The organism is Nocardioides allogilvus (genome assembly GCF_003047285.1).
GTDB classification, from domain to species: domain Bacteria; phylum Actinomycetota; class Actinomycetes; order Propionibacteriales; family Nocardioidaceae; genus Nocardioides; species Nocardioides allogilvus.
In genome coordinates this window covers 71,388-96,636 of sequence record NZ_PZYX01000011.1, presented here as the reverse complement: position 1 = coordinate 96,636, position 25,249 = coordinate 71,388, and the positions used below count along the sequence as shown (strand labels likewise).

Genomic DNA, 25,249 nt, shown 5'->3' with positions numbered 1-25,249 from the left:
TCAGCCGCCGTGGGTGCGGGGGGAAAGCAGCCGCTCGAGCTCTTCCTCGACGTCGGAGGGGACGACGAACAGCAGCTCGTCGCCGGACTCCAGGGGCTGGTCCCCGCTCGGGGTGTAGACCTGACCGTCGCGCAGGATCGTGACGAGCGCGCAGTTGTCGGGGAACGGCACCAGACCGCTCGGCGTCCCGACGTAGGGGGAGTCCGGGGGCAGCGTCATCTCGACGAGGTTGGCGTTGCCCTGGCGGAACGTGAAGAGCCGCACGAGGTCGCCGACGCTGACGGCCTCCTCGACGAGAGCGGACATGATGCGCGGCGTCGACACGTTGACGTCGACCCCCCAGGCCTCGGTGAAGAGCCACTCGTTGTTGGGGTGGTTGACCCGCCCCACGGTGCGCGGCACGCCGAACTCGGTCTTGGCGAGGAGGGACGTCACCAGGTTGACCTTGTCGTCGCCGGTCGCGGCGATGACCACGTCGCAGCGGTCGAAGTGGGCCTCCTCCAGCGAGGAGAGCTCGCACGAGTCGGCCAGCAGCCACTCGGCGTTGGGCACGCGCTCGGGCCGGATGGCGTTGGGGGACTTGTCGATCAGCAGCACCTGGTGACCGTTGTCGATCAGCTCACGGGCGATCGAACGGCCGACGGCACCTGCTCCGGCGATGGCGACTCTCATCGGTGCTCCTCGGGTCCGCGCTCGAGCACTGCATAGGCGTGCGCGGCGATCTCTTCACGCATCACGAGGTGCAGCATGTCGCCTTCCTGGATGACGGTCTCGCGGGTTGGGATCATGCCCTCGCCGAGGCGGTCGATCCACGCGATGCGGGTGCGGGACTGCTCCTGGAAGTGGATGGTCCGTTCACCGATCCACTTCTCCGGCACCTGGATGTGGTCGACGCGGATCGTGCCGGACGGGTCGCGGAAGTCGGGCTCGGCGCCAGCGGGCAGCACCCGCCGCAACACCTGGTCGGCCGTCCACTTCACCGTGGCCACCGTGGTGATGCCGAGGCGCTGGTAGACCTCGGCGCGGCCGGGGTCGTAGATGCGCGCGACGACCTGCTGGATGCCGAAGGTCTCGCGCGCCACGCGGGCCGCGATGATGTTGGAGTTGTCACCGCTCGACACCGCCGCGAAGGCGTCGGCGCGACGGATGCCGGCCTTCTCCAGGACCTCCTGGTCGAAGCCGTAACCGGTGATCTTGTCCCCGTTGAACGACGGACCCAACCGGCGGAACGCATCGGGGTCGCTGTCGATGACGGACACCGTGTGGTTGCGATCCTCGAGGCTTCGGGCGAGGGTCGAACCGACCCGGCCACAGCCCATGATGACGACATGCACGAGGGAACCGTAACGCAGATGACTACGCTGTCCCCTCGTGAGTGTCGGCGACGTATCAAAGCGCATCCTGCTGGGGCGCAAGCTCCGCAGCAGCCAGCTCGGCGAGACGCTGTTGCCGAAGCGCATCGCGCTACCGGTCTTCGCCAGCGACGCTCTCTCCTCGGTCGCCTACGCGCCCGACGAAATCTTCATCATGCTCAGCGTCGTGGGCGTGTCGGCCTACACCTGGAGCTGGAAGATCGGCCTGGTCGTGGCCCTGGTGATGCTGACCGTGGTGACGTCCTATCGCCAGACCGTGCATGCCTATCCCTCCGGTGGCGGTGACTACGAGGTCGCCACCGTCAACCTGGGGCGCAACGCGGGGATCACGGTCGCGAGCGCCCTGCTCGTCGACTACGTCCTCACCGTCGCGGTGTCCATCTCGTCGGCGTCGCAGTACGCCGCTGGTGCGATTCCCCTGCTGATCGGGCACGAGGCGCTGGTGGCCAGTGGGGCAGTGGTGGTGCTGACGGCGCTCAACCTGCGTGGCGTGCGCGAGTCCGGTTCCTTCTTCGCCGTACCGACCTATCTCTTCATGGTCTCCATCCTCGGCATGTGCGCCTACGGCCTCGTGCAGCTGCTGCTGGGCGACCTGCCGATGGCAGAGAGTGCCGACCTCAAGATCGAACCCGCGGAGGGCTGGGACGGCCCGCTGACGCAGGTTGCGATGGTGTTCCTGCTGGCCCGCGCCTTCTCGTCGGGGTGTGCCGCCCTGACCGGGGTCGAGGCGATCTCCAACGGGGTGCCCGCCTTCAAGCGGCCCAAGAGCAAGAACGCCGCGACCACGCTGCTGCTCCTGGGGCTGATCGCCGTCTCGATGATGATGAGCGTCATCGTCCTGGCCAAGCAGATGAGCATCCGGTACGTCGACCCGCACGAGATCGAACGGCTGCGGACCGCCGCCGGCGGTGCCCTGCCCGGCGACTACGAGCAGCACCCGGTCATCTCCCAGATCGCCAACGGCGTCTTCCAGGGCTTCCCGCCGGGGTTCTACTTCGTCGTCACCGTCACCGGCATCATCTTGGTCCTCGCGGCCAACACGGCCTTCAACGGCTTCCCGGTGCTCGGCTCGATCCTCGCCCAGGACGGACTGGCGCCGCGCTCGCTCGGCTCGCGAGGCGACCGGCTCGCCTACAGCAACGGCATCGTGTTCCTCGCTGCCATGTCGATCGTGCTGATCGTGGTCTTCGAGGCCGAGACGACCAAGCTGATCCAGCTCTACATCGTGGGTGTCTTCGTCTCCTTCAACCTGAGCCAGCTCGGGATGATCCGGCACTGGACCCGTCACCTGAAGCTCACCCACGACCCCGTGGAGCGGCGGCGGATGATGCGGTCGCGGGCGATCAACACGTTCGGCCTCTGCATGACCGCGGTGGTGCTGGTGATCGTCCTGGTCACCAAGTTCCTGTCGGGTGCCTGGATCACGATCATCGCGATGGTCGTGTTCTTCCTCGTCATGAAGGGCATCAGCAACCACTACGCGATGGTCGAGACCGAGCTCGCCGCCGACGAGCAGGACAAGCTGCTGCCGACGCGCGTGCACGCCATCGTCCTCGTCTCCAAGCTGCACAAGCCGACCCTGCGGGCTCTGGCGTTCGCCAAGGCGACCCGACCCAACCTGCTCGAGGGTGTCTACGTCTCGATCGACGCCGCAGCGACGAACAAGCTGCTGGAGGACTGGGACGAGCGCAACCTGGGCACCCCGCTCAAGGTGCTGCACTCGCCGTACCGCGAGATCGTGCGCCCGATCGTCGAGTACGCCCAGGAGATCCGCCGGTCCAACCCGCGCGGGGTCGTCGCCGTCTACATCCCCGAGTACGTCGTGGGCCGCTGGTGGGAGCAGATCCTGCACAACCAGACCGCCCTGCGGCTCAAGGGCCGGTTACTGTTCACCCCCGGTGTCATGGTCATCTCGGTGCCCTACCAGCTGCGGTCCTCGCTGATCGCGCAGGAGCGTGGGTCCCGCGAGGACAAGCGCGTCCAGGCCGGCGACCTGCGCCGGGGTCGCGTCATGCGCGACACGGGCGACGTCGACCACGACCGCCGGATCGATCCGTGAGCCGGCACGCCCGTCCCCGAAAGGAGCGCGGTCGCTCGCGGGTCGGCGAGCGCTTCGAGGCGGTCGTGGGCCCGGTCGCCCACGGTGGCCACTGCATCGTCCGGCTCCCGGAGCCCGAGTCACGGGTGGTGTTCACGCGGCACTGCCTGCCGGGTGAGCAGGTCGTCCTGGAGATCACTGAGGGCACGGACGGCGACCGCTTCTGGCGCGGTGACGCGATCAGCGTCCTCGACCCCTCACCCGACCGGGTGCAGGCGCCCTGCCCCGTCGCCGGGCCGGGGTTGTGCGGGGGCTGCGACTTCCAGCACGTCTCCCTGCCCGCCCAGCGCGCGCTCAAGGGAGCCGTGGTGTCCGAGCAGCTGCGACGCCTCGCCGGCCTCGACCTCGACGTCACGGTCGAGCCGGTCCCCAGGGACGAGCAGGGCCTGCGCTGGCGGACCCGCATGCAGTGGGCGCACACCCCCGACGGCCAGCGCGGGCTGCGGGCCCACCGGTCGCGTCGGGTCGTGCCGGTCGACGACTGCCTGATCGCGACCGTCGATGCCCGTGAACCGACACCCGGGCTAACGCTGACCGAGTCCGTGCTGGATCGCCACTTCCTGGTGGAGGCTGATGGCTTCTGGCAGGTCCACCCTGGTGCCCCCTCCACGCTGGTGTCCTCGGTGCTCACCATGCTCGATCCCCAGCCGGGGGAGCGGGTCCTCGACCTCTACGCCGGGGTGGGCCTCTTCGCCCGATTCCTGGCCGATGCCGTCGGCGACGGCACCCGGGTGATCGCCGTCGAGGCTGACCGGGCTGCTTCTCGGCACTCGAAGGAGAACCTCGCCTCCCACCAGGGCGCCGTCGTCGAGTGCGGCCCCGTGGAGAAGGTGCTCGCGGCGGCGTACGACGAACCCATCGACCTCGTCGTCCTCGACCCGCCCCGCGAGGGAGCCAAACGGGTCGTCGTCGAGCAGGTCGTCGACCGCGCACCCCGCGCCGTCGCCTACGTCGCCTGTGACCCGGCTGCCCTGGCTCGCGACGTCGCGATCTTCGCCGAGCACGGCTATCGCCTCGAGCGGCTCCGGGCCTTCGACCTCTTCCCGATGACCCACCACGTCGAGTGCGTCGCGCTGCTCACGCGCTGAACACCGGGTTCGGTCGGGGCTGCCCGCCCGGCCGCCACCCTGCCGCTGCCTTCCCTGCCCGGCCCTTTGACCTGAGTCTTCACCGGACTCAGGTCGTAGGGCCGGTGTCGGTGGCTCCTGCTGTCATGGCTCCAGGACAGATCGAGCGACCATCGGGGGAGATGGATGGAGAGCCAGGAGCAGGAGACACGGTCCGTCGAGTCGGGTGCGGACGACCAGGACGTCCCGGGGCTGATTCGACGCGTACGCCGCTTGGCGAGGTGGTCGCAGCGAGAGCTGGCGCACCAGCTGGGGGTGTCGCAGTCGGCGGTCGCCAAGTGGGAGACCGGTCGGACCTCACCCACGGCTCGGATGCTGGTGCGCATCCTGGAGCTCGCGAAGCTGGGCCTGGCCGCGGTGAACGGCGACGGTGAGCGCGTGAAGCCCATGCGCCGCGACGCTGCGAGGGACGCGGGCGACCGGCGCTATCCGGCGCACGCGTTCGTGTGGGCGGAGGGTTGGTGGGCGCCGGAGGGGTCGGAGACGACCCCTTGGTACAACGAGATCCTCGGCCGATCGGCTGAGCTGGAGCTGCCGCGGGTGCGCTACAGCAGGTGGTGGCCGTTCGTCCGGCCGCCCTCCTTGGCCGATCGCGACGACCACCCGACGTGGCGGGAGCTGGTCGCCGAGGCGCGGGAGGGCTGGCGACCGTCTCGCCGCTCGCGGGTGAGGATCCCCGCATGGGCGCTGGCGGACACGAAGAAGTCCCGCAACCGCAGGCCGGGTGACTTCGCCCTCGTGCGAATGCCCAGACGTGAGTAGCGTCGACGTGCATGGCGACCTACACCGTCAACCCTGACGCGGTCGAGCACGCCCGCACCCTCATCACCGCTCGCCAGTACGCCCTCGACAGTGACTGGGGCGAGATCCAGCCCGGCGCCGGTGCTGAGAACGCCTATCTGGACTCCCACCCGTGGCAGGACTACGCCGCCTGGCACCTGGGCCTGACCGAGGGGGCGAACGACGAGACCAAGGCGCGCTACGCGTTCGTGTACGGCGACCTGCGCCGTGTCCATCGCAGCGGACTGATCGCCTGCGTCTACCGGGCGGCGGAGTGGCGGCACAAGGCGGTCGAGCTGGCGGCCCACGACCTGCTCCAGCGGCTCGACGCGCGGGCGGGCATCGCGTGACACCTCTCTCGGCGTCATGTATCTTGATGTCAAGACAAAAACGCCGTAGGCCCCGGACCCGAACTTAGGGTCGCCTTGCTTCCCCGCCTTCACTGTGCGGCGGCAAGATGGGCGGCACACGGCTCAGTGATCCACGAAGACAACTCAGGAGATGTGGCGGATGGCCAGTCAGGACAGCTTCGGTGCCAAGAGCACCCTCGACGTGGACGGCAAGTCCTACGAGATCTTCCGCCTGGACGCGGTGAAGGGTGACGGACTCGACGTCGACTCGCTGCCGTTCAGCCTCAAGGTGCTCCTCGAGAACCTCCTCCGCACGGAGGACGGCGCGGACATCACCGCCGACGACATCAAGGCGCTCGCCGGGTGGGACGAGTCGGCCGAGCCCGACAAGGAGATCCAGTTCACGCCGGCGCGCGTGATCATGCAGGACTTCACCGGTGTGCCCTGTGTCGTCGACCTCGCCACGATGCGTGAGGCCATGGCCGAGCTCGGCGGCGACGCCACCAAGATCAACCCGCTCGCGCCCGCCGAGATGGTCATCGACCACTCGGTCATCGCCGACGTCTTCGGCACGCCTGAGGCCTTCGAGCGCAACGTCGAGATCGAGTACGAGCGCAACCGCGAGCGCTACCAGTTCCTGCGCTGGGGCCAGGGTGCGTTCGACGACTTCAAGGTCGTCCCGCCCGGCACCGGCATCGTGCACCAGGTCAACATCGAGCACCTCGCCCGCACCGTGTTCACGCGTGAGATCGACGGTGAGCTCCAGGCCTACCCCGACACCTGCGTCGGCACCGACTCCCACACCACCATGGTCAACGGCATCGGCGTCGTCGGCTGGGGCGTCGGCGGCATCGAGGCCGAGGCCGCCATGCTCGGCCAGCCGGTCAGCATGCTGATCCCGCGCGTCGTCGGCTTCAAGCTCAACGGCGACCTGCCCGAGGGTGCGACCGCCACCGACCTCGTGCTCACGATCACCGAGATGCTGCGCAAGCACGGCGTCGTCGGCAAGTTCGTCGAGTTCTACGGCCCCGGCGTCTCCGCACTGCCGCTGGCCAACCGCGCCACGATCGGCAACATGAGCCCCGAGTTCGGCTCCACGATCGCGGTCTTCCCGATCGACCAGCAGACCGTCGACTACCTCCGCCTGACCGGCCGGTCCGAGGAGCAGCTCGCGCTGGTCGAGACCTACGCCAAGGAGCAGGGTCTCTGGCACGACCCGAGCGCCGAGCCGCGCTACAGCGAGAAACTCGAGCTCGACGTCTCCACCGTCGTCCCGAGCCTCGCCGGACCCAAGCGTCCGCAGGACCGGGTCGAGGTCACGAAGGCGCAGGAGAGCTTCCGCACCGCCCTCGCCGACTACACCGAGAACCCCGACGCGAAGGCCACCGTCACCCTCGACGGACAGGACTACGAGATCGGGCACGGCGCGGTCACGATCGCCGCGATCACCAGCTGCACCAACACCTCCAACCCGAGCGTGATGATCGGTGCGGCGCTGCTGGCCAAGAAGGCGGTCGAGAAGGGCCTGCAGCGCAAGCCGTGGGTCAAGACCACGCTCGCCCCCGGCTCCAAGGTCGTCAGCGACTACTACGAGAAGTCGGGCCTCACGCCCTACCTCGACAAGCTGGGCTTCAACCTGGTCGGCTACGGCTGCACGACCTGCATCGGCAACTCGGGCCCGCTCATCCCCGAGGTGTCGGCCGCGGTCAACGAGGCAGACCTGGCCGTGACCAGCGTGCTGTCTGGCAACCGCAACTTCGAGGGTCGGATCAACCCCGACATCAAGATGAACTACCTCGCGTCGCCGCCGCTCGTGGTGGCCTACGCGCTGGCCGGTTCGATGGACCTCGACCTGTTCGGCGACCCGCTCGGCCAGGACCAGGACGGCAACGACGTCTTCCTCAAGGACATCTGGCCGACGCCGACCGAGATCGAGGAGACGATCGCGATGGCGATCAACTCCGAGATGTTCGGCGACTCCTACAAGGACGTCTTCGCCGGTGACGAGCGCTGGCAGTCGCTGCCCACGCCCGAGGGCAACACCTTCGAGTGGGACGAGAACTCCACCTACGTCCGCCGGGCGCCGTACTTCGACGGCATGCCCGACGAGCCGACCCCGGTCGAGGACATCGCGGGTGCTCGCGTGCTGCTCAAGCTCGGCGACTCGGTCACCACCGACCACATCAGCCCTGCTGGTGCGATCAAGAAGGACAGCCCGGCCGGTCGCTACCTCGCCGAGCACGGTGTCGAGCAGCGTGACTTCAACTCCTACGGCTCGCGCCGCGGCAACCACGAGGTCATGATCCGGGGCACGTTCGCCAACATCCGCCTGCGCAACCAGCTGGCGCCCGGCACCGAGGGCGGCGTCACCCGTGACTTCACCGCCGGTGGCGAGGTCACCAGCGTGTTCGAGGCCTCGGAGCACTACATCGCCGCGGGCATCCCGCTGGTCGTGCTCGCGGGCAAGGAGTACGGCTCCGGCTCGTCGCGCGACTGGGCGGCCAAGGGCACCTCGCTGCTCGGCGTCAAGGCCGTCATCGCGGAGTCCTACGAGCGCATCCACCGCTCCAACCTGATCGGCATGGGCGTCATCCCGCTGCAGTTCCCGCAGGGCCAGACGGCCGAGTCGCTGGGTCTCACCGGTGAGGAGGAGTTCTCGTTCTCCGGGATCACCGCCCTCAACGACGGCGCCACCCCGAAGACCGTCAAGGTCACCGCGGGCGACGTCACGTTCGACGCGGTCGTCCGCATCGACACCCCGGGCGAGGCCAACTACTACCGCAACGGCGGGATCATGCAGTACGTCCTGCGCAACCTGCTCAAGGCCTGACCCAGGCCTGACACAGGCTGAGAAACACGTCGACCCGGCACTTTCGTGCCGGGTCGACGTGCTTGGTGGGTGTCCGGGTCAGACGCCGAGCTCGCTCAGCACCGCCTTCACCAGTCGGGGGGACACCCCGGTGGTGGCGATCAGCCACTTCTTGATCTTCGGCTCCGCGAGCGCAGGGGCCTGTGACACGACCTCGAGGTGCTGCTCGTCGAGGACGAGGACGGCCTTGACCAACGAGGGCGCGGCATCCGCACGGTGGGCGTGCCGGACGACGCGGTCGATGAGCGCGGGATCCGCGATCTCCGGCAGGTTGGCCAGCATGGCCAGCTGCTCGGAGTCCAGGCCGCCGATCCCGGCGATGACGGCCGGCCAGGCGTCGTGGCCGTCGACGGCGCTGACGAAGCCGGAGATCAGGTCGGTGCTGATGCCGGCGACCAGGCCCAGCAGCCGTGCGGTGCTCTCGGCGGAGAGCGCCTCGAGCAGGGTCACCGCGTCGTCGTACTGACCTGTCTCGCCGGCGACCCGCACCACCTCCGCGAGCGTCTCGTCCGGCAGCGCGCTGACGATCGCCTCAAGGGCCGACTTGTCCTCGGTGAACACCGCGACCCGGAGGAGGTCGGCCGGGCTCGCGGACTCGACCACGCCGAGGGCGACGTCGACGTCGACGAAGGACACGAAGCGGCCGAGCGTGATCAGCTCGCCCATCGTGAGCAGCCGCGTGCCGACGTCGATCACGAGGGCGTCGGGAAGCTCCGAGATGATCGCCGCCGCGCGCGAGGGCTCGAGGTTGAGGCTGACCTCGGTGAGGAAGGCGGGCTTGAACTGCTTGGCCAGCTTGACCGCGTTCGCCGGCTCGAGGACCGCCGCGATCTTGGCGCAGAGCACCGGTCCCATCGCCAGCTCGGCGATCTTGGTGGTCAGCGTGATCGGCAGCAACGTGGTGAGGGCGGCGATCCGGTGCAGCTGGGGCGCGTGGGCGGCGAAGATCGCCTCGGAGATGTCGGCTCGCAGGTCCCGGAGCGCGTCGGCGCCGATGGGGGCCAGGAACGCCAGGTCGGAGTCGGGCACGTCCAGCTCGCGCGCCAGCTTGGTCAGCTCGACGGCCGTCTGCAGGTCAGCCACGGTCGCCTCCGGGGAACAGCAGGGAGCGCGCCGTACCGCGCAGGGGGCGAGGCACGAAGCGCAACGCCTCCTCGATGCCCTTGTCGAAGGCCTCCGCGCCGCTGGTCATCGTCGAGGACACGAGGTCGTCGAGTTGCTGGACGTCGCGCTTGGCGAGGGCCTGAAGGGGCTGCAGACGGCCTGTGGTGACCCCCAGCCGCTCCGCAAGCCGTGAGAGCTCGGTGTTCATGCTCGCTGATCTCCTTGGTGGTCGGTGGCGAGAGCGTAGCGATCGAGAGGCGCCCGTGGCGGGTGTCCCACGGACCCGTAACCTGACGCGGTGAGCGACACGGAAGAGGCGGCGCGGCCGTCCCGGTTGACCCTGGTCTTGTCATCGGCGGTGTCGGTGGTCGTGCTCGGCGGCGCCCTCGGCGCGCCGCTCATCGCCCGCCTGGCGGGCTACGAGCGTGCCCCGGCCGACCTGTCGGAGGTCGCGACCTACGACATCACCGCTCGCGCCCACAGCGACGCGGACCTGACCTACCCGCAGAACCCGCCCGTGGGTGGCGACCACGCGCCGGTCTGGCTCGAGTGCGGGGTCTACGAGGTGCCCGTGCGCGAGGAGAACGCCGTGCACGACCTCGAGCACGGCACGGTCTGGCTCACCCACGACCCGTCGCTGCCCGCGCGCGACCTCGAACGGCTGGCCGCAGCCCTGCCCGACAACGCGATCATGTCGCCGCGTGCGGACCTGGCGTCGCCGGTGGTGCTCACGGTGTGGGGTGCGCAGCTTGCCCTCGACGGTGCCCACGACGAGCGGCTCGAGCTCTTCTTGACGGAGTACGGCGACGGGCACACCGCGCCGGAGACCGGGGTCACGTGCCACGGGGGCACGCCCGACCCGACCGGGGCAGCGCCCGCGCCCGGCGTCGGCGTCTGACCCGGCGCCGTACGCCGCAGGCTCGGGCGCGTCAGCGCTGCAGGAAGTCGAGGTCGCTACCGTGGCTGCATGCTTGCCGCCTTCTCGCTCTCCCCGACCACCAGCGACCCGACCGGCTCGGTCACGGAGGCCGTCGCGGCCGCCGTCCGGGTCGTGCGCGAGTCGGGCCTGCCCCACGAGACCACCTCGATGTTCACCACGATCGAGGGGGAGTGGGACGAGGTGATGGCCGTCGTCAAGCGTGCCGTCGACGTCGTCGCCGAGGTGTCGCCACGCGTCGGACTCGTGCTCAAGGCCGACATCCGGCCGGGGTACGCCGACCAGCTGACCGCGAAGGTCGAGCGGATCGAGCAGGCGCTGGCCGACGGGCAGTGAGGTCCGCGACGGGCTGACTGATCGGCCAATTGACTCGAACATGTGTTCGACGCACACTGGGCGGATGAGGCCTGTCGCACCACCCGGATGGCCTCGCGAGGTCCGGCCGCCGGACGCGCCCGACTGGGAGGCCACGGCCGCCAGCTGGTTGCTCGACCTGTGCCCGGCCGAGTACCGCCGCTACGCCGGGCTGCGGCGCCATGTCGTGGTGCTCGCGCGCTTCGCCGTACTCCACGTCGAGGCGCAGCAGGCCGCGTGTCGTCGCGGGCTGAGCCAGATCCGGTCCGACCTCAAGGACTTCGCCACGCTCGAGGTGGTGGAGGCTGCCGTCATCACCTTCCAGCTCGACGAGGCGCGGCTGCTCGCGACCCGGCGTGCGGTCGGGCTGGTCGAGGACGCGCTGCGCGGGCGGCGCTACACCGCGCGGCTGTGAGCGGGTCGCTAGTGTCCAGCGGGTGCACACCTTCGCGTCCGTCGCCGTCGTCGATGCCCGCGGCTGGATCCTCCTCCAGGAGCGCGACGAGCACGCGCCGGTCGATCCCGACCTCTGGTGCCTGCCGGGCGGAGGGCTCGAGGCCGGCGAGGACCACCTCACGGCCGCGGTGCGCGAGCTCGCCGAGGAGACGGGCCTGGAGGTCGGGCCGGACGAGCTCACCAGCCTGGGCGTCACCCGCTTCTTCAGCAACTCGTGTGGGGCTGAGGACGATTTCGAGCTCTTCGCCGTGGCGCTCGACGTGACCGACGCCGACGTCGTGTGTGGTGAGGGGCGGCAGATGGTCTTCGTCGATCCGGCGACGTTCGGCGACCTCGACCTCATCCCGGCTGCTCGCATGCAGCTGCGGCAGGTGGATGCCTGGCGGGGCGCGGACACCGAGCCGCTGCGCTGCTTCGCCGGCGTGATCCTGGTGGACGCCCGCGGCTGGATCCTGTTGCAGGAGCGCGACGAGCACCCACGCATCGACCCGGAGAAGTGGGGACTCGCCGGCGGCCACCTCGACCCGGGCGAGGGCTTCGAGACCGGTGCACACCGCGAGCTCGCGGAGGAGACCGGCGTGCGGTTGGCGCCGGGGGAGCTCGAGGTCTTCGGCGAGTTCATGGTCGACCACCGCGACGCCTACGGCACGTGGGACCGGATGCAGGTCTTCGTCGCGGCCACCGACCTCACCGACGCCGGCATCGAGTGCAACGAAGGACGCCAGATCGTCTTCGTCGAACCCACCCGGGCCCGGGGCCTCGACCTGAGCTCCGCGGCCGCTGTCATCGTCCCGGCCTTCCTGGATTCCGACCACTACCGCCGACTCGTAGGAGCGCACCCATGACCTTCACCGTCCACCAGGTTCCGGGACACGGCGCGGAGGACGTGGTCGTCGCCCCCGAGGGCAGCGTCTACACCGGCACGGAGGACGGCCTGATCTGGCGCCTCAGCGCGGACGGCCGCCGCATCGACAAGGTCGCCCACACCGGCGGTCGCCCCCTCGGGCTCGAGCTCTTCGCCGACGGCGACCTGCTCGTCTGCGACGCCGACGCCGGGCTGCTCGTCGTGCACGTCGCCGACGGCTCGATCGAGACGCTGCTGAGCGACATCGACGGCAAGCGGATGCGCTTCTGCAACAACGCAGCGATCGCCGCCGACGGCACCATCTGGTTCAGCGACTCGTCCCTGCACTACGGCATCCACGAGTGGAAGGACGACTTCGTCCAGCACACCCGCACCGGCCGACTGTGCCGGCGCGACCTCGACGGCACGGTCACCGTGCTGATCGACGACCTCGCGTTCGCCAACGGGGTTGCGCTGAGCCGCGACGAGCAGTTCGTCGCCGTCGCCGAGACAGGCGCGCGCACCGTCGTCCGCTGGTGGATCGCCGGTCCGCGCGCCGGCGAGCGCGACTTCCTGGTGCGCGACCTGCCCGGCTACCCCGACAACATCGCGCGGGGGAGCGACGGCCTGATCTGGGTCACCATCGCCTCGCCGAAGGACCCGCTGGTCGAGCGGCTGCAGACGGCGCCGATGGCGCTGCGCAAGCTCGTTACCCGGATCCCCGAGAAGCTCCAGCCCAAGCCGAAGCGCACGATCCGGGTGCAGGCGTTCGACGACGCCGGGACCCTCGTCCACGACATCGACCTGTCGGACCAGGGCTTCCACATGGTCACCGGGGTGCGCGAGCACGCCGGGCGCGTCTGGATGGGCAGCCTGCACGAGCCTGCGGTGGCGGTCCTCGACCTGCCATGAAATAGACTCCGCGACATGGGTCATCTCGAGTCGATCACGTCGCCGCAGGACCTGCGCTCCCTCTCGGCCGCCGAGCTGGACGCGCTGGCCGGTGAGATCCGCGACTTCCTCATCTCGACCGTTGCGCGCACCGGCGGCCACCTAGGGCCCAACCTCGGCGTCGTCGAGCTGACGATGGCCATCCACCGGGTCTTCGACTCCCCACGTGACCGCGTCGTGTTCGACACCGGTCACCAGGCCTATGTCCACAAGCTGCTCACCGGCCGCAAGGCCGGCTTCGAGAAGCTCCGCCAGGAGGGCGGCGTCAGCGGCTACCCGTGCCAGGCCGAGTCCGAGCACGACATCGTGGAGAACTCCCACGCCTCGACCTCTCTGTCGTACGCCGACGGGCTGGCGAAGGCCTACCGCGTCAGGGGCGAGAACAGGCACGTCGTGGCCGTGATCGGCGACGGCGCGCTGACCGGCGGCATGGCCTGGGAGGCCCTGAACAACATCGCGATCGCCCGCGACTCGAAGCTCGTCATCGTCGTCAACGACAACGAGCGCTCCTACACCCCGACCATCGGGGGCCTCGCGACTGCGCTCACCACGCTGCGCACCAACCCTCGCTACGAGCAGGTCCTCGACCTCGTGAAGAAGCGCCTCAACGCCGTTCCGGGCGTCGGCCACGCGGCGTACGACGCCCTCCACGCGGTCAAGAAGGGCATGAAGGACGCGCTCGCCCCGCAGGGTCTCTTCGAGGACCTCGGGCTGAAGTACGTCGGGCCCGTCGACGGGCACGACCGGGACGCGATGGAGCAGGCGCTCACGCACGCCAAGCGCTTCGGCGGACCGGTCATCGTGCACGCGATCACCCGCAAGGGCTACGGCTACGACCCGGCCGAGCGGCACGAGGCCGACCAGTTCCACGGGCCCGGTCCCTTCGACGTCCAGACGGGCGCGGAGAAGCCGAAGGGCCGCATCTGGACCGACCACTTCTCCGACAAGATCGTCGAGATCGGCGAGCGACGTGAGGACGTCGTGGCGATCACCGCCGCGATGATGCACCCGGTCGGCCTCGACACCTTCGCGGTGAAGTTCCCCGAGCGCACCTTCGACGTCGGGATCGCCGAGCAGCACGCCACGACGTCGGCCGCCGGGCTTGCGATGGGCGGGCTGCACCCGGTCTTCGCCGTCTATGCGACCTTCCTCAACCGCGCCTTCGACCAGGTGCTGATGGACGTCGCGCTGCACAAGTGCGGCGTCACCTTCGTCCTCGACCGCTCCGGCGTGACCGGCGACGACGGCGCCAGCCACAACGGCATGTGGGACATGTCGATCCTGCAGGTCGTGCCGAGCCTGCGGCTGGCCGCTCCCCGCGACGTGACCCGCCTCGGCGAGCTCCTCGACGAGGCGGTCGAGGTCGACGACGCCCCGACCGTGGTGCGCTTCCCCAAGGGCCCGCCGCCGGCCGACATCCCGGCCATCGCCAAGGCGGGCGCGGCCGACGTGCTGGTGCGCAGCGGCGAGCAGGACGTGCTGATCGTCGCGGTGGGCTCGATGTGCACCGTCGCGCTCGACGTGGCGGAGCGACTCACTGCCCAGGGCATCGGCGTGACGGTGCTCGACCCGCGCTGGGTCAAGCCGGTCGACCCCGCGATCGTCGACCTGGCCCGCCAGCACGCCCTCGTCGTGAGCATCGAGGACAACGGCCGGGTCGGCGGCTGCGGAGCTGTGCTGCTGCAGACCCTCAACGATGCCCGTGTCACCACGCCGTTCCGCCTGCACGGGATTCCCCAGGAGTTCCTCGACCACGCCAAGCGCGACGTCATCTTGAGCCGCGTCGGCCTCGACGCGCAGACCATCGCGCGCGAGATCGTCGAGGACGTCACAGCCGTCGCCGACGGTCGGGCCCTGCACGATGTCGACCACCCGGCCTGACGCGTGGGTCCGGCGCGCAGCCTCGCTGGTCGCGCTGGTGCTCCTGCTCGCTCCTGCGTTGAGCGGCTGCACCGAGGACCTGTCACCGGAGTCATCGGCCGAGGGGCAGACCACCGCCGACGTCGTGCCCCTCATGGAGCAGGTCCTGCGCCAGCGCGCCCGGGCCCTGAAGAAGCGAAACCTGCGGGCCTTCCTGGCGACCATCGACCGCTCCCAGGTGAAGTTCGTCGATCGGGAGCGGGTCTACTTCGACAACCTCGCCCAGCTTCCCATCGCCCAGCTGACCTACAGCGTCGACGAGAGTTCGATGGTGCGCACGGCCGGTGGCTTCGACGCCGTGGTCGAGATGGAGCTCCAGCTCGAGGGCTATGACGCGCTGCCGGTCGTGCGTCCCGCACGGTTCCACTTCACCCTCGACCCCGAGGACGACGGGCTGCGCATCGCCAGCGACCGCGACCGCTCCTGGGAGCAACGCAACGGCGTCGACGTCCAGCCCTGGGACAGCCGCGCCATCTCGGTCGTCTCCGGCGGCGGGGTGCTGGGGATCTTCGATGCCCGGAGCGTCGTCCGGGCCCGCGACGTCATCAACGCCGTCGAGGTGGGGATCGGGCAGGTGTCCCAGGTCGTGCCCTACGACTGGGACGGCCACGTCGTGGTCTACGCGCTGTCCGACACCGACCTGCTGGCCGGCCTCGACAACCTCCCGGCGCAGGACCCGGACGCGCTCGACGCCGTCTCGTTCCCGGTGCCGGTCCGGCTCGACGGGGAGGACGGCGACCCCCTGGCGGGCACCCGCTTCCTGCTGCACCCGCGGATGCTCGACAGCAACGCCCAGCAGCTCGCGCGGCTGATCCGCCACGAGCTCACCCACGTCGCGCTCGGCAGCCTCGACGACGACGTCCCGACCTGGCTGGGCGAAGGCATCGCCGAGTGGGTGTCGGTCCAGCCCCTGCCCGAGGACCAGCGCCTGATCAGCCAGGCCGCCATCGACGCGGCCGCGGCCGGGGTCGAGGACCTGCCCGCCGACCTCGACTACAACGACGAGGACCAGGCCGCCCACTACGGCCTCTCCTGGTGGGCCTGCGAGGCGATCGTCGAGATGTACGGCGAGGCGATGCTGTGGCGCCTGCTCGACGAGCTCGCCGCGGCCAGCCCCACCGACCAGGCCGACGAGCTGCAGCAGACGTTGCAGATGGGGTCGGGGCAGCTGGCCCGCGAGGCGGCCAAACGGATCCTGGCGACGTACGGCTGACGCCTGGCTGGTGCGGCTCAGTCCTGCATCGGCACGCCGAGGGGGACGACCAGGCCGGCGTCGAGCGTCCCGATCGCCGAGCCGGTGACACTGCACGCGCCACCGACCTCGCACTCGAGCAGGTCGGCCGGGGTGCTCACCCACGGGTTGCCGAGCCCGATCCCGACATAGGTGTCGTCGTCGACCCAGCCGAAGCCGGTGAAGTACTCGTAGCCGGGGTTCTCGATCGCCGTCACCTCGCCGGTGGCCGTGTCGGCCAGCGCCGGGGTGTCGGGCGTGGGCTCGCCGACCGCGGTGCTGCCGTCGGGGGAGAGCGCGAGCACCTCGGTGTCGCGCAGCCCGCTCGCGACGGCCGTGTCGAAGGCCCGACCGAAGTGGATGACTGTGCCGCCGACCGCGTCGTCGGTGTTCGGGATCGCATAGGCGATCACGCCCGACTTCACGTCCTCGACCTGCGCTCCGAGGGGCCGACCGAGCGACGTCTGGTCGCCGGTCTCGACGTTCCAGCGGACGATGCCGCGGCTGTCGCGGACGTAGACGTCGTCGCCGTCGACGGCGAGCAGGGCGTCGTCGTACTCCGTGGGACCGTCGTTGCCGGTCTGGAACACGCTGCGCTCGACCTCGCCGCTCGCCTGGTCGTAGACGGTGTACTGCGGCGCGGTGCCGTCGACGTACTCGGTCCACGCGGCGCGTGAGTCGTCGGCCTCGAGGTGTGCGCGCTTCGCGTCGGTCGTGCCGATCTCGACGGTCTCGGTGCCGTCGCTGGCCCACACGGTGCCGGACCGGTCGCTGAAGACGACCCCGACCGTGGTCTGCACGTAGGCATGCACCGGGCGGCCGACGTCGAAGGTGCGGCCGTCGACGTACACCTGCGAGCCGACGGCGTAGGACGGCTCGCCGGCGGTGAAGACGGACGCGAAGGACGGCTCCTGCGCGCGCTGTTCGGCCTCCGGCAGCAGGGTGGGTACGGCGATCGCCGCGACGACGGCCGCAGCTGCACCGGCACCGAGCACCGCGGTGCGCCGGCGCGCCACGCGCCGGTTGCCCTCGCGCACCATGCCCAGCACGTCGAGGTCCGGGGCGCCGAGGGCGTCGGCACGCTCGTTCATCATGTCCTTCAGCAGCTCTGTCATGGGGTCACCGTCATCAGGTTGGCGGGGAGGAGGTCCGTGGCGTGCTCGCCGAACCGGTCGCCGAGCTGGGCGCGCAGCTTGGTGAGGCCAGCGGACACCTGGCTCTTCACGGTGCCGACGGCGCAGTCCATCGCAGCGGCGGTCTGGGCCTCGGTGAGGTCTTCGTAGAAGCGCAGCACGATCGCTGCGCGCTGGCGGGGAGGCAGCTCCTGGAGGGCTGCCCAGAGCCACTCCCGCTGGGTGACGGCGTCGTCGTGCCCGCCCGCGATCGTCTCCGGCAGCGTCTCGGTCGGGCGCTCGCCCTGCCAGGACTTGCGCCGGTACCACGTGATGGCGGTCGTGGTGATGACCCTGCGGGTGTAGGCCTCGGCCTTGCTGGGATCGCGCAGCCGCGGCCACGCGACATACGTCTTGGTCAGGGCCTCCTGGAGGAGGTCCTGGGCGAGCTGGCGCTCGCCCACCATGAGGTATGCCGCGCGGTGCAGGGCCGACGACCGCGCAGCGACGAACTCGGCGAAGTCCGCCGGATCGCGTCGTGCCATGGTGCTGCTCCTGGTTCGTCGTGACGTGTGGGTGTTGCTCTCACCCGACATGACGATCCCGGCCACTCGAAAGGTTCGCTCGTGCAGCCGGCCGGTTCAGAGGTCGCGGTGGACGACCTCGGGTTCCTCGCCGGGGTGGCGGTTGATGTTCCAGATCGCGACAGCGAGACCTCCCCACAGGATGGTCATCGCGACCAGCATCATGATGATGGCGGAAGCGGACATCAGGAGCTCCTCTCGTCTTCTCGTGCCTGGATCTCGGGATCACCGAGGAAGGTGGTGTCGCGCCACGGCATGCGTGCGGCCAGGAAGCCGAAGATCACCACCGCGACAGCCAGCCCCCATCCGAGTGTGTTGAGCATCCAGGTCGGGTAGTCCCCATAGGGCTTCTGGAGGTTGTTGATGAACTCGTTCACCAGGATGAAGGTCAGCGCGGCCGGAGCGATGAGCCCGATCAGCCACTGCCACCACGTGCCGACCCGCACCGATCCGTCGCGGTTGAGGTGCTCGCGCAGGAGGCCGGTCTTCTTGAACACCCACGACAGCGCGATCATGCTCGCCACCGCGACCACCAGGATGCCGAAGCGGTTGATGAAGTGGTCGACGATGTCGAGGACGTAGACGCCGGTGGTGGTGCCCAGCAGCGTGATGCTGATCAGCGCCGCCGGAATGCCGACGGCCATGGAGGCGCCGACCCGCGACATCTCGAACTTGTCACGCACCGCGGAGATCACGACCTCGATCACGCTCACCAGCGAGGTCACCCCGGCCACGACCAGGGACCCGAAGAACAGGACGCCGATCAGCGCTCCTGCGGGCGCCTCGTTGATGATCGCCGGGAACGCGATGAAGGCGAGTCCGAGGCCGTCGGTCGCCACCTGGTCGACGGTGGTGCCGGCCGCGGTGGCCATGAAGCCGAGCGCAGCGAAGACGCCGATGCCGGCGAGCAGCTCGAAGCCCGAGTTGGCGAAGCCCACCACCAGACCGGACCCGGTCATGTCGCTGCGACGTCCGACGTAGGACGCGTAGGTGATCATGATGCCGAAACCGACGGAGAGCGAGAAGAAGATCTGGCCGAAGGCCGCGATCCACACGCTCGTCTCACCCAGGGCTCCCCAGTCGGGCGTGAACAGCGCGTCGAGGCCGGTCGAGGCACCTTCGAGCGTCAGGGCCACCACCACGAGGGCGATGAAGGCGATGAACAGCACCGGGATGAACACCACCGAGGTGGCGCCGATGCCCTTCTGCACTCCGAGCGCCATGATGGCGAGGACCGCCACCCAGACGAGCACCAGCGGCACTGTCACTCCGCTGACGAAGTCGAACCCGATCCCGGGGTCGCCCGCCTGGAGGTAGGAGCCGAAGAGGAACCCCTCCGGGTCGTCGCCCCAGGCCTTGTCGATCGAGAAGAATGCGTAGCGAGCGGCCCAGGCGATGACCGCCGCGTAGTAGACGGCGATGACGAAGCAGATCGCGACCTGCCACCAGCCGAGGCCCTCGGCCGAGCGATGGGCTCGGCGGAAGGCGAGGGGTGCGGAGCCGCGGTAGCGATGACCGAGGCCGTAGTCGAGCAGCAGGAACGGCAGACCTGCAGTGAGCAGGGCGACGAGGTAGGGGATGATGAACGCCCCGCCACCGTTCTCGTAGGCGACGTAGGGAAAGCGCCAGATGTTGCCGAGCCCGACGGCTGAGCCGATCGCGGCGAGGATGAACACCTTGCGGGAGCTGAACGCCCCCCGGTGCTCCTCGGAGTGTTCGATGGTTGCGCTCATGGTGCCTCCTGCCGACGACGGGGCATTCAGCATGCCAGAGACGGGCGCGGGCAGCCGACCCGGAGAGGCAGGCGATGTGCGACAGGGGCGTCCGACCCTTCGGCCGCACGCCCCTGCACCCCCGCTGCCCCCACGGATGCGAGCCCTACTTCAGCTTGAACAGGGCCGAGAGGCTGGAGCCGTCGGCGGTCGTGGTGATCACCTGGTAGCAGGCCCCGGCCTTCTTCGGGGTCTGCCAGTTCTGGACGAACTGCCCACCCGACCAGTCGTAGCGGAAGGTCGTGCCGCCGGTGGTCGTCAGCTCCACGTCCTCGGTCACTGCTCCGGCGCCCGGGCACGCGACCCCCTTGACCGTGAACTGCGCACCGAGCGTGGTCACGTCGGTGATCTCGGCGCTGCCCATGAGGGCCTCGAACTTGAGCGGCACGGTGGAACCGTTCTTCACGGTGTTCCAGACACCGACCCCGTCGACCGGCTTGTCGTAGCCGTTCAGCGTCCACGCCATGACCGTGTAGCTGCTCGACAGTTGCGACGTGTTGCCGGCGACGTCGCTGGCGCGGGCCGTCACCGTGTGGGTCCCCACCGTGGTGGCGTGGCCACCGACGGCGCAGGCTCCGTCGAGGCCCGACAGGAGGTCGGTGGCCGAGCAGGTCGGTGAGTCCGGGACGCTGCCGAAGTAGTACGACGAACCGTCCGCGATCGGGCTGGTCCACGAGACCTCGGGCGCGGTCTGGTCGACGTCGACGTCGGTGACCTCGTCGGTGGCGCTGTTGCCGGCCAGGTCGGTGCAAGTGGCGGTGACGGACTGATCGGCACCCTCACCGAGGACGGCGGAGCCTCCCGGGTCGGTGGTTCCCGAGAGCGTGTCGGCGCAGGCCCAGGCGACGGTGACGTCGACGTTGTTCCAACCGGCGGCGTTGGCAGCGGGACTGCGCCCGATCGTGATGACCGGATCGGTCAGGTCGACACGGAGGTCCTCGACGGTGTCGCTGGTGGAGTGTCCCGCGCGGTCGGTGCAGGTGTCGGTGAGCTCCAGGTCGCCGCCCTCGCCCACGGTCGTGGCCGAGACCTCGGCCGCCTCGACGCCGGAGCCGGCGTCGGAGCAGCTCCAGGTCGCGGTGACGGGGGAGCCGTGCCAGCCATGGGCACCGGCCGCCGGGGTGACGGAGACGAGCTCGATCACCGGCGCGATGGTGTCGACAACGGTGTACGACTGTGAGGAGACGGCGGAGAGCCCTCCCTCGTCGGTGTAGGCGCAGCTCACGCTGACCGTGCCGAGGCCGAGCGCGTCACGGGTGTCCAGGACCGTCGGCTCGGGGGAGCTGGGACCGTCCTCCGCGTCGGTGGCCGCGCAACCGGGCGTCGGCAGCGTGTCGAGGCCCAGCTCGTAGGACGACCGGTCGATGCCGGTGACCTCGACGCCCGGCGCGGTGTTGGCCGGCGGGGCGACGTTGACGGTGAAGGAGGCGGGGTCCACCTCGAAGCTGCCGCTCGTGGTGTTGGCCGTCTGGGTGAGCGTGATGGCGCTCGAGCCGACGCTGTGCGCGGTGACGGTGAGCACCACTGTCCGCTCGCAGGAGTCGAACGTCACCGTGCCGGGCGTCACCGTCGCCACGTCGGTCGCGGAGGACTGCACGCTGAACGTGGCGATCGTCGCCCCGGTGAGGTTGCACCCGTTCTTGCCGTCCCCGTTGGCGGTCAGGACCCGCAGCACGGTGCTGCCGTCGGCGCCGACGTTGAGCGGCATCACCTCGGCGGCGGCGTCCACCGAGCCGTCGAGGTTGTTGGCGACCTGGTCGGCGTAGGCCGCCCCGCCGGACGTGGCCGCGACAGTGACGAGGGCGGCGGTGATGAGCAGTCGGCTGTGGAGCGATAGGGCCATGATCTTCTCCCGGGGAGTCGTCCGAGAGGGACCACGGTGGCCTCGACCTCTTCGAGGCTAGGAGAAGTCGCGTCCGCGCGGCACCCCCGAGCGGTCAGCCGGGCATGGTCAGAAATGGCCAGTCCCCGGCCCGCCGCTGGAAGCGGTCTGGACCGGGGACTGGCGGGTCAGCGATCAGTGGAAGCGCTTGCCGTTGACCTTCTCCGAGACTCCCTCGCGGTCGAGCAGCTTGGTGATGCCACCGTTCCAGAACTGGAACCCCGCGCCCATGATCATCGCGAGGTCGATGTCCTCGGGCGCCAGCGCGACGCCCTCGTCGAGCATCCGGCGGATCTCGTCGGCCAGTGCCTCGAGGACCGCGGTGCGGATCTCGTCGACGGACCTGACCACCGGGTTGGCGGCCGGGACGACGAGCGCCTCGACCTCCGGGGCCACGGTCCCGTCGGCGGCGTACCACGAACCGATCTTGGCCTCGACGACCTTCTGCAGGTTCTCCGAGACGTACATGCGGTCGGGGAACGCCCGGTTGAGCGTCTCGTTGTTGTGCAGCGCGATGGCCGGACCGACCAGGCCGAGCAGCACGAACGGCGGCATCGGCGACAGACCGGCGAAGGCCTTGTCGACCTCGGGCACCGGGGTGCCCTCGTCGGCGATCCTGGCGACCTCGCCCATGAAGCGGCCCAGCAGGCGGTTCACGATGAAGGACGGCGAGTCCTTCACGAGGATCGAGGTCTTGCCCAGGCCCTTGGACGTGGCGAACGCGGTCGCGAGCGCCTCGTCGGAGGTGGTCTCGCCCTTGACGATCTCGACCAGGGGCATGATCGCGACCGGGTTGAAGAAGTGGAAGCCCACCACTCGCTCCGGGTGCTCCAGGTCGGAGGCCATCTCGGTGATGGAGAGCGAGGAGGTGTTGGTCGCGAAGACAGCGTGCTCGGGGGCGACCTTCTCCGCGTTGGCGAAGACGGTCTTCTTGACGCCCATCTCCTCGAACACGGCCTCGATGATGAAGTCGGCGTCCGAGAAGGCCTGGGCGTAGTCGACCTCGGCGGTGACGAGCGCCTTGAGGCGGTTGGCGCCATCCGTGGTCAGGCGGCCCTTGGCGACGAGCTTGTCGATCTCGCCGTGGACGTAGGCGACGCCCTTGTCCGCACGCTCCTGGTCGAGGTCGGTGAGGACCACGGGCACCTTGAGGCGACGGACGAAGAGCAGTGCGAACTGCGAGGCCATCAGACCGGCGCCGATGATGCCGACCTTGGTGACCTTGCGGGCCAGGCTGCGGTCGGGTGCACCGGCCGGACGCTTGGCGCGCTTCTGGGTCAGGTCGAACGAGTACAGGCTCGCGTCGAGCTCCGGCGACGCGGCCAGGTCGACCAGCGCCTGGTCCTCGAGCGCGAAGCCCTCGGCCTTGGTGTTGGTCTTCGCGGCAGCGATCAGGTCGAGCAGGCGGGTCGCGGCGACGGACTTGCCACCGGTCTTGCCCTCGGCGACGGCACGACCCCAGGCGACGGCGTCGTCCCAGGCCTGGCCGCGGTCGACCTCGGTGCGCTCGACCGTGACGTCACCGGTGAGCACGCGCGACGCCCAGAGCAGCGACTGCTCGAGGTAGTCGGCGCCACCGAAGATCGCGTCGGCGAGGCCGAGGTCGAAGACCTCCTGGCCCTTGAGCACCTTGCCCTGGTTGAGCGGGTTCTCCAGGGCGACCTTGACGGCCGTGCCGGCTCCGACGAGGTTGGGGACGAGCCAGGCGCCGCCCCAGCCGGGGACCAGCCCGAGCATGACCTCGGGGAGCCCGGCGGCCGGGATGGACTCGAGCACCGTGCGGTAGGTGCAGTTGAGGGCGACCTCGAAGCCACCGCCGAGGGCGAGCCCGTTGATGAAGCCGAACGACGGCTTGCCGCCGTCCGCGAGCTTGCCGAAGACGAAGTGCCCGAGCTCGGCGATCGTGCGGATCGCGTCCGGCGAACCGGCCGAGCGCAGCGCGGTCAGGTCGGCGCCGGCGGCGAGGATGAACGGCTTGCCGGTGACGCCCAGCGACGTGATCTCGTCGTCGGCGAGGGCCGCGTCGATCGCCTTGTCGAGCTCGACCAGGGATCCCGGGCCGAACGTGTTCGGCTTCGTGTGGTCGTGGCCGTTGTCGAGCGTGATCAGGCCCATGACCCCCGCGGCACCCGGCAGGGTGACCTTGCGGAGCTTGGCCTGGGTGATGACCTCGGCCTCGGTGACGAGCGCCTCGGCGCGCGTGATGACGTCGCTCACTTGGTCTTCCCTTCGGTGTTGCCGTTCCAGTTCGGGTTCTCCCAGACGATGGTGCCGCCCATGCCGAGCCCGACGCACATGGTCGTGATGCCGTAGCGCTTGCTCGGGTCCTGCTCGAACTGGCGAGACAGCTGCAGCATCAGTCGCACGCCGGACGAGGCCAGCGGGTGGCCGAAGGCGATGGCGCCGCCGAACGGGTTGACGCGCGCGTCGTCGTCGGCGATGCCGTAGTGATCGAGGAGGGAGAGCACCTGGACCGCGAAGGCCTCGTTGATCTCGAAGCCGTCGATGTCGTCGATGCCCAGACCGGCCAGGCGCAGCGCCTTCTCGGTCGCCGGGATCGGGCCGGCACCCATGAACTCGGCCTCGACTCCGACGAAGGAGTAGGAGACCAGTCGCATCTTGGGCTCGAGTCCGAGCTCGGTGGCGACGTCCTCCGCTGCCAGGATGCAGGCGGTGGCGCCGTCGTTGATGCCGGCCGCGTTGCCCGCGGTCACGCGACCGTGCGAGCGGAACGGGGTCTTCAGGGTCGCCAGCGACTCCATGGTCGTCTGCGGGCGCATCGGCTCGTCGGTGGTGGCGAGGCCCCAGCCCTCGTCGGCGGAACGGGTGGCGACGGGGACGAGGTCCGGCTGGATCAGCCCGGCGGCGTACGCCGCGGCGGCCTTGGCCTGCGAGGCGACGGCGTAGGCGTCAGCGCGCTCCTTGGTGATCGCCGGGTAGCGGTCGTGGAGGTTCTCCGCGGTGTTGCCCATGGCGAGCGCCTCGGGGTCCACGATCTTCTCGGAGATGATGCGCGGGTTGGGGTCGACGCCCTCACCCATCGGGTGACGGCCCATGTGCTCGACACCGCCGGCGATGACGACGTCGTAGGAACCGAAGGCGATGCCGCCGGCGGTGGTCGTCACGGCCGTGAGCGCGCCGGCGCACATGCGGTCGATGGCGAAGCCGGGGACGCTGATCGGCAGGCCGGCGAGCATGCCCGCCGTGCGGCCGATGGTCAGGCCCTGGTCGCCGATCTGCGTGGTGGCGGCGATGGCGACCTCGTCGATCCGCTCGGGCGGGAGCGACGGGTTGCGGCGGATGAGCTCGCTGATGCACTTGATGACGAGGTCGTCGGCGCGGGTCTCGGCGTACTGGCCCTTGGCCTTGCCGAATGGGGTGCGCACGCCGTCTACGAAGACGACCTCTCGCAACTGACGGGACACGTGATCTCCTGAGTGGAACGACGGGGAGGACGAGGGGACGCAGGAAGGTTACCCTTGAGTAACAACGTTCGTCAGCCCAC

General features: G+C 69.8%; 23 protein-coding genes. 12 read left to right on the top strand and 11 right to left on the bottom strand.

What is annotated here, in order from left to right; genetic code table 11:
• Both C9J87_RS15545 and C9J87_RS15540 read right to left on the bottom strand, forming a co-directional pair.
• Nucleotides 1–672, bottom strand: coding sequence for a potassium channel family protein (locus C9J87_RS15545; protein WP_010833281.1), 672 nt, complete (start codon nucleotides 670–672; stop codon nucleotides 1–3).
• Complete coding sequence (locus C9J87_RS15540) at nucleotides 669–1,352, bottom strand: potassium channel family protein (protein ID WP_408635562.1); 684 nt, start codon at nucleotides 1,350–1,352, stop codon at nucleotides 669–671. Before C9J87_RS15540 ends, C9J87_RS15545 begins: the two co-directional genes overlap by 4 nt.
• 19 nt (nucleotides 1,353–1,371) lie before the next feature.
• On the opposite strand from C9J87_RS15540, the gene C9J87_RS15535 reads away from it, so the two are divergent.
• From C9J87_RS15535 to acnA, 5 genes are all read left to right on the top strand, one after another.
• A complete protein-coding gene (locus tag C9J87_RS15535) occupies nucleotides 1,372–3,432 on the top strand; it encodes an APC family permease (protein WP_010833279.1) in 2,061 nt (686 codons plus the stop codon).
• Nucleotides 3,429–4,559: a class I SAM-dependent RNA methyltransferase gene (locus tag C9J87_RS15530; protein WP_107705968.1), complete on the top strand. Its 1,131-nt coding sequence runs from the start codon at nucleotides 3,429–3,431 to the stop codon at nucleotides 4,557–4,559. The genes C9J87_RS15535 and C9J87_RS15530 overlap by 4 nt, the downstream gene beginning before the upstream one ends.
• A gap of 165 nt (nucleotides 4,560–4,724) precedes the next feature.
• Nucleotides 4,725–5,360, top strand: a complete 636-nt coding sequence (locus C9J87_RS15525; protein ID WP_010833222.1) for a helix-turn-helix domain-containing protein — start codon at nucleotides 4,725–4,727, stop codon at nucleotides 5,358–5,360.
• A gap of 11 nt (nucleotides 5,361–5,371) precedes the next feature.
• Nucleotides 5,372–5,728, top strand: coding sequence for a hypothetical protein (locus C9J87_RS15520; RefSeq protein ID WP_010833221.1), 357 nt, complete (start codon nucleotides 5,372–5,374; stop codon nucleotides 5,726–5,728).
• 160 nt (nucleotides 5,729–5,888) lie between these two features.
• Nucleotides 5,889–8,558 carry an aconitate hydratase AcnA gene (acnA, locus tag C9J87_RS15515; RefSeq protein WP_036490773.1) on the top strand — a complete coding sequence of 890 codons (2,670 nt, stop codon included), beginning with the start codon at nucleotides 5,889–5,891 and terminating at the stop codon, nucleotides 8,556–8,558.
• 78 nt (nucleotides 8,559–8,636) lie between these two features.
• Here the strand turns inward: acnA and C9J87_RS15510 are convergent, their stop codons facing one another.
• Nucleotides 8,637–9,680 carry a hypothetical protein gene (locus tag C9J87_RS15510; protein WP_107705967.1) on the bottom strand — a complete coding sequence of 348 codons (1,044 nt, stop codon included), beginning with the start codon at nucleotides 9,678–9,680 and terminating at the stop codon, nucleotides 8,637–8,639.
• Nucleotides 9,673–9,909 (bottom strand): hypothetical protein, encoded by a 237-nt coding sequence (locus tag C9J87_RS15505; RefSeq protein ID WP_010833218.1) that lies wholly within the window; start codon nucleotides 9,907–9,909, stop codon nucleotides 9,673–9,675. The genes C9J87_RS15510 and C9J87_RS15505 overlap by 8 nt, the downstream gene beginning before the upstream one ends.
• Before the next feature lie 90 nt (nucleotides 9,910–9,999).
• On the opposite strand from C9J87_RS15505, the gene C9J87_RS15500 reads away from it, so the two are divergent.
• From C9J87_RS15500 to C9J87_RS15470, 7 genes are all read left to right on the top strand, one after another.
• Complete coding sequence (locus tag C9J87_RS15500; RefSeq protein ID WP_010833217.1) at nucleotides 10,000–10,599, top strand: DUF3105 domain-containing protein; 600 nt, start codon at nucleotides 10,000–10,002, stop codon at nucleotides 10,597–10,599.
• A gap of 69 nt (nucleotides 10,600–10,668) precedes the next feature.
• Entirely contained in the window at nucleotides 10,669–10,974 is a 306-nt protein-coding gene (locus C9J87_RS15495) for a thiamine-binding protein (RefSeq protein WP_107705966.1), read from the top strand.
• A gap of 64 nt (nucleotides 10,975–11,038) precedes the next feature.
• Nucleotides 11,039–11,407: a hypothetical protein gene (locus C9J87_RS15490; protein ID WP_036490771.1), complete on the top strand. Its 369-nt coding sequence runs from the start codon at nucleotides 11,039–11,041 to the stop codon at nucleotides 11,405–11,407.
• Between the two features lie 22 nt (nucleotides 11,408–11,429).
• Entirely contained in the window at nucleotides 11,430–12,293 is an 864-nt protein-coding gene (locus C9J87_RS20305; RefSeq protein WP_010833214.1) for an NUDIX domain-containing protein, read from the top strand.
• Nucleotides 12,290–13,204 (top strand): SMP-30/gluconolactonase/LRE family protein, encoded by a 915-nt coding sequence (locus C9J87_RS15480; protein WP_010833213.1) that lies wholly within the window; start codon nucleotides 12,290–12,292, stop codon nucleotides 13,202–13,204. Before C9J87_RS20305 ends, C9J87_RS15480 begins: the two co-directional genes overlap by 4 nt.
• A gap of 15 nt (nucleotides 13,205–13,219) precedes the next feature.
• Entirely contained in the window at nucleotides 13,220–15,124 is a 1,905-nt protein-coding gene (dxs, locus tag C9J87_RS15475; protein WP_010833212.1) for a 1-deoxy-D-xylulose-5-phosphate synthase, read from the top strand.
• Nucleotides 15,105–16,376 (top strand): gluzincin family metallopeptidase, encoded by a 1,272-nt coding sequence (locus C9J87_RS15470; protein WP_107705965.1) that lies wholly within the window; start codon nucleotides 15,105–15,107, stop codon nucleotides 16,374–16,376. The genes dxs and C9J87_RS15470 overlap by 20 nt, the downstream gene beginning before the upstream one ends.
• A gap of 17 nt (nucleotides 16,377–16,393) precedes the next feature.
• Here C9J87_RS15470 and C9J87_RS15465 read toward each other — a convergent pair whose 3' ends face one another.
• The 7 genes from C9J87_RS15465 to C9J87_RS15435 form a co-directional block, all read right to left on the bottom strand.
• On the bottom strand, nucleotides 16,394–17,509 hold the full coding sequence (locus C9J87_RS15465) for a hypothetical protein (RefSeq protein ID WP_107705964.1): 1,116 nt from the start codon (nucleotides 17,507–17,509) through the stop codon (nucleotides 16,394–16,396).
• Nucleotides 17,506–18,051 carry a SigE family RNA polymerase sigma factor gene (locus tag C9J87_RS15460; RefSeq protein WP_107705990.1) on the bottom strand — a complete coding sequence of 182 codons (546 nt, stop codon included), beginning with the start codon at nucleotides 18,049–18,051 and terminating at the stop codon, nucleotides 17,506–17,508. Before C9J87_RS15460 ends, C9J87_RS15465 begins: the two co-directional genes overlap by 4 nt.
• A gap of 96 nt (nucleotides 18,052–18,147) precedes the next feature.
• Nucleotides 18,148–18,276, bottom strand: a complete 129-nt coding sequence (locus tag C9J87_RS15455) for a methionine/alanine import family NSS transporter small subunit (RefSeq protein WP_084622852.1) — start codon at nucleotides 18,274–18,276, stop codon at nucleotides 18,148–18,150.
• The gene (locus C9J87_RS15450) at nucleotides 18,276–19,823 is read right to left on the bottom strand and encodes a sodium-dependent transporter (RefSeq protein ID WP_036490769.1); all 1,548 of its coding nucleotides are present in this window, start codon (nucleotides 19,821–19,823) and stop codon (nucleotides 18,276–18,278) included. Before C9J87_RS15450 ends, C9J87_RS15455 begins: the two co-directional genes overlap by 1 nt.
• Before the next feature lie 145 nt (nucleotides 19,824–19,968).
• Nucleotides 19,969–21,705 carry a PxKF domain-containing protein gene (locus C9J87_RS15445; RefSeq protein ID WP_010833207.1) on the bottom strand — a complete coding sequence of 579 codons (1,737 nt, stop codon included), beginning with the start codon at nucleotides 21,703–21,705 and terminating at the stop codon, nucleotides 19,969–19,971.
• A 174-nt stretch (nucleotides 21,706–21,879) separates the two neighbouring features.
• Nucleotides 21,880–23,961, bottom strand: a complete 2,082-nt coding sequence (locus tag C9J87_RS15440; RefSeq protein ID WP_010833206.1) for a 3-hydroxyacyl-CoA dehydrogenase NAD-binding domain-containing protein — start codon at nucleotides 23,959–23,961, stop codon at nucleotides 21,880–21,882.
• Complete coding sequence (locus tag C9J87_RS15435) at nucleotides 23,958–25,169, bottom strand: thiolase family protein (RefSeq protein ID WP_036490767.1); 1,212 nt, start codon at nucleotides 25,167–25,169, stop codon at nucleotides 23,958–23,960. The genes C9J87_RS15440 and C9J87_RS15435 overlap by 4 nt, the downstream gene beginning before the upstream one ends.
• Nucleotides 25,170–25,249 lie beyond the last annotated feature (80 nt).

Coding starts and splice junctions, on each gene's coding strand:
- C9J87_RS15505 (WP_010833218.1), bottom strand. CDS start 9,909: ATGAACACCGAGCTCTCACGGCTTGCGGAGCGGCTGGGGGTCACCACA.
- C9J87_RS15525 (WP_010833222.1), top strand. CDS start 4,725: ATGGAGAGCCAGGAGCAGGAGACACGGTCCGTCGAGTCGGGTGCGGAC.
- C9J87_RS15450 (WP_036490769.1), bottom strand. CDS start 19,823: ATGAGCGCAACCATCGAACACTCCGAGGAGCACCGGGGGGCGTTCAGC.
- C9J87_RS15470 (WP_107705965.1), top strand. CDS start 15,105: ATGTCGACCACCCGGCCTGACGCGTGGGTCCGGCGCGCAGCCTCGCTG.
- dxs (WP_010833212.1), top strand. CDS start 13,220: ATGGGTCATCTCGAGTCGATCACGTCGCCGCAGGACCTGCGCTCCCTC.
- acnA (WP_036490773.1), top strand. CDS start 5,889: ATGGCCAGTCAGGACAGCTTCGGTGCCAAGAGCACCCTCGACGTGGAC.
- C9J87_RS15445 (WP_010833207.1), bottom strand. CDS start 21,705: ATGGCCCTATCGCTCCACAGCCGACTGCTCATCACCGCCGCCCTCGTC.
- C9J87_RS15480 (WP_010833213.1), top strand. CDS start 12,290: ATGACCTTCACCGTCCACCAGGTTCCGGGACACGGCGCGGAGGACGTG.
- C9J87_RS15465 (WP_107705964.1), bottom strand. CDS start 17,509: ATGACAGAGCTGCTGAAGGACATGATGAACGAGCGTGCCGACGCCCTC.
- C9J87_RS15545 (WP_010833281.1), bottom strand. CDS start 672: ATGAGAGTCGCCATCGCCGGAGCAGGTGCCGTCGGCCGTTCGATCGCC.
- C9J87_RS15495 (WP_107705966.1), top strand. CDS start 10,669: ATGCTTGCCGCCTTCTCGCTCTCCCCGACCACCAGCGACCCGACCGGC.
- C9J87_RS15455 (WP_084622852.1), bottom strand. CDS start 18,276: ATGTCCGCTTCCGCCATCATCATGATGCTGGTCGCGATGACCATCCTG.
- C9J87_RS15520 (WP_010833221.1), top strand. CDS start 5,372: ATGGCGACCTACACCGTCAACCCTGACGCGGTCGAGCACGCCCGCACC.
- C9J87_RS15460 (WP_107705990.1), bottom strand. CDS start 18,051: ATGGCACGACGCGATCCGGCGGACTTCGCCGAGTTCGTCGCTGCGCGG.
- C9J87_RS15490 (WP_036490771.1), top strand. CDS start 11,039: ATGAGGCCTGTCGCACCACCCGGATGGCCTCGCGAGGTCCGGCCGCCG.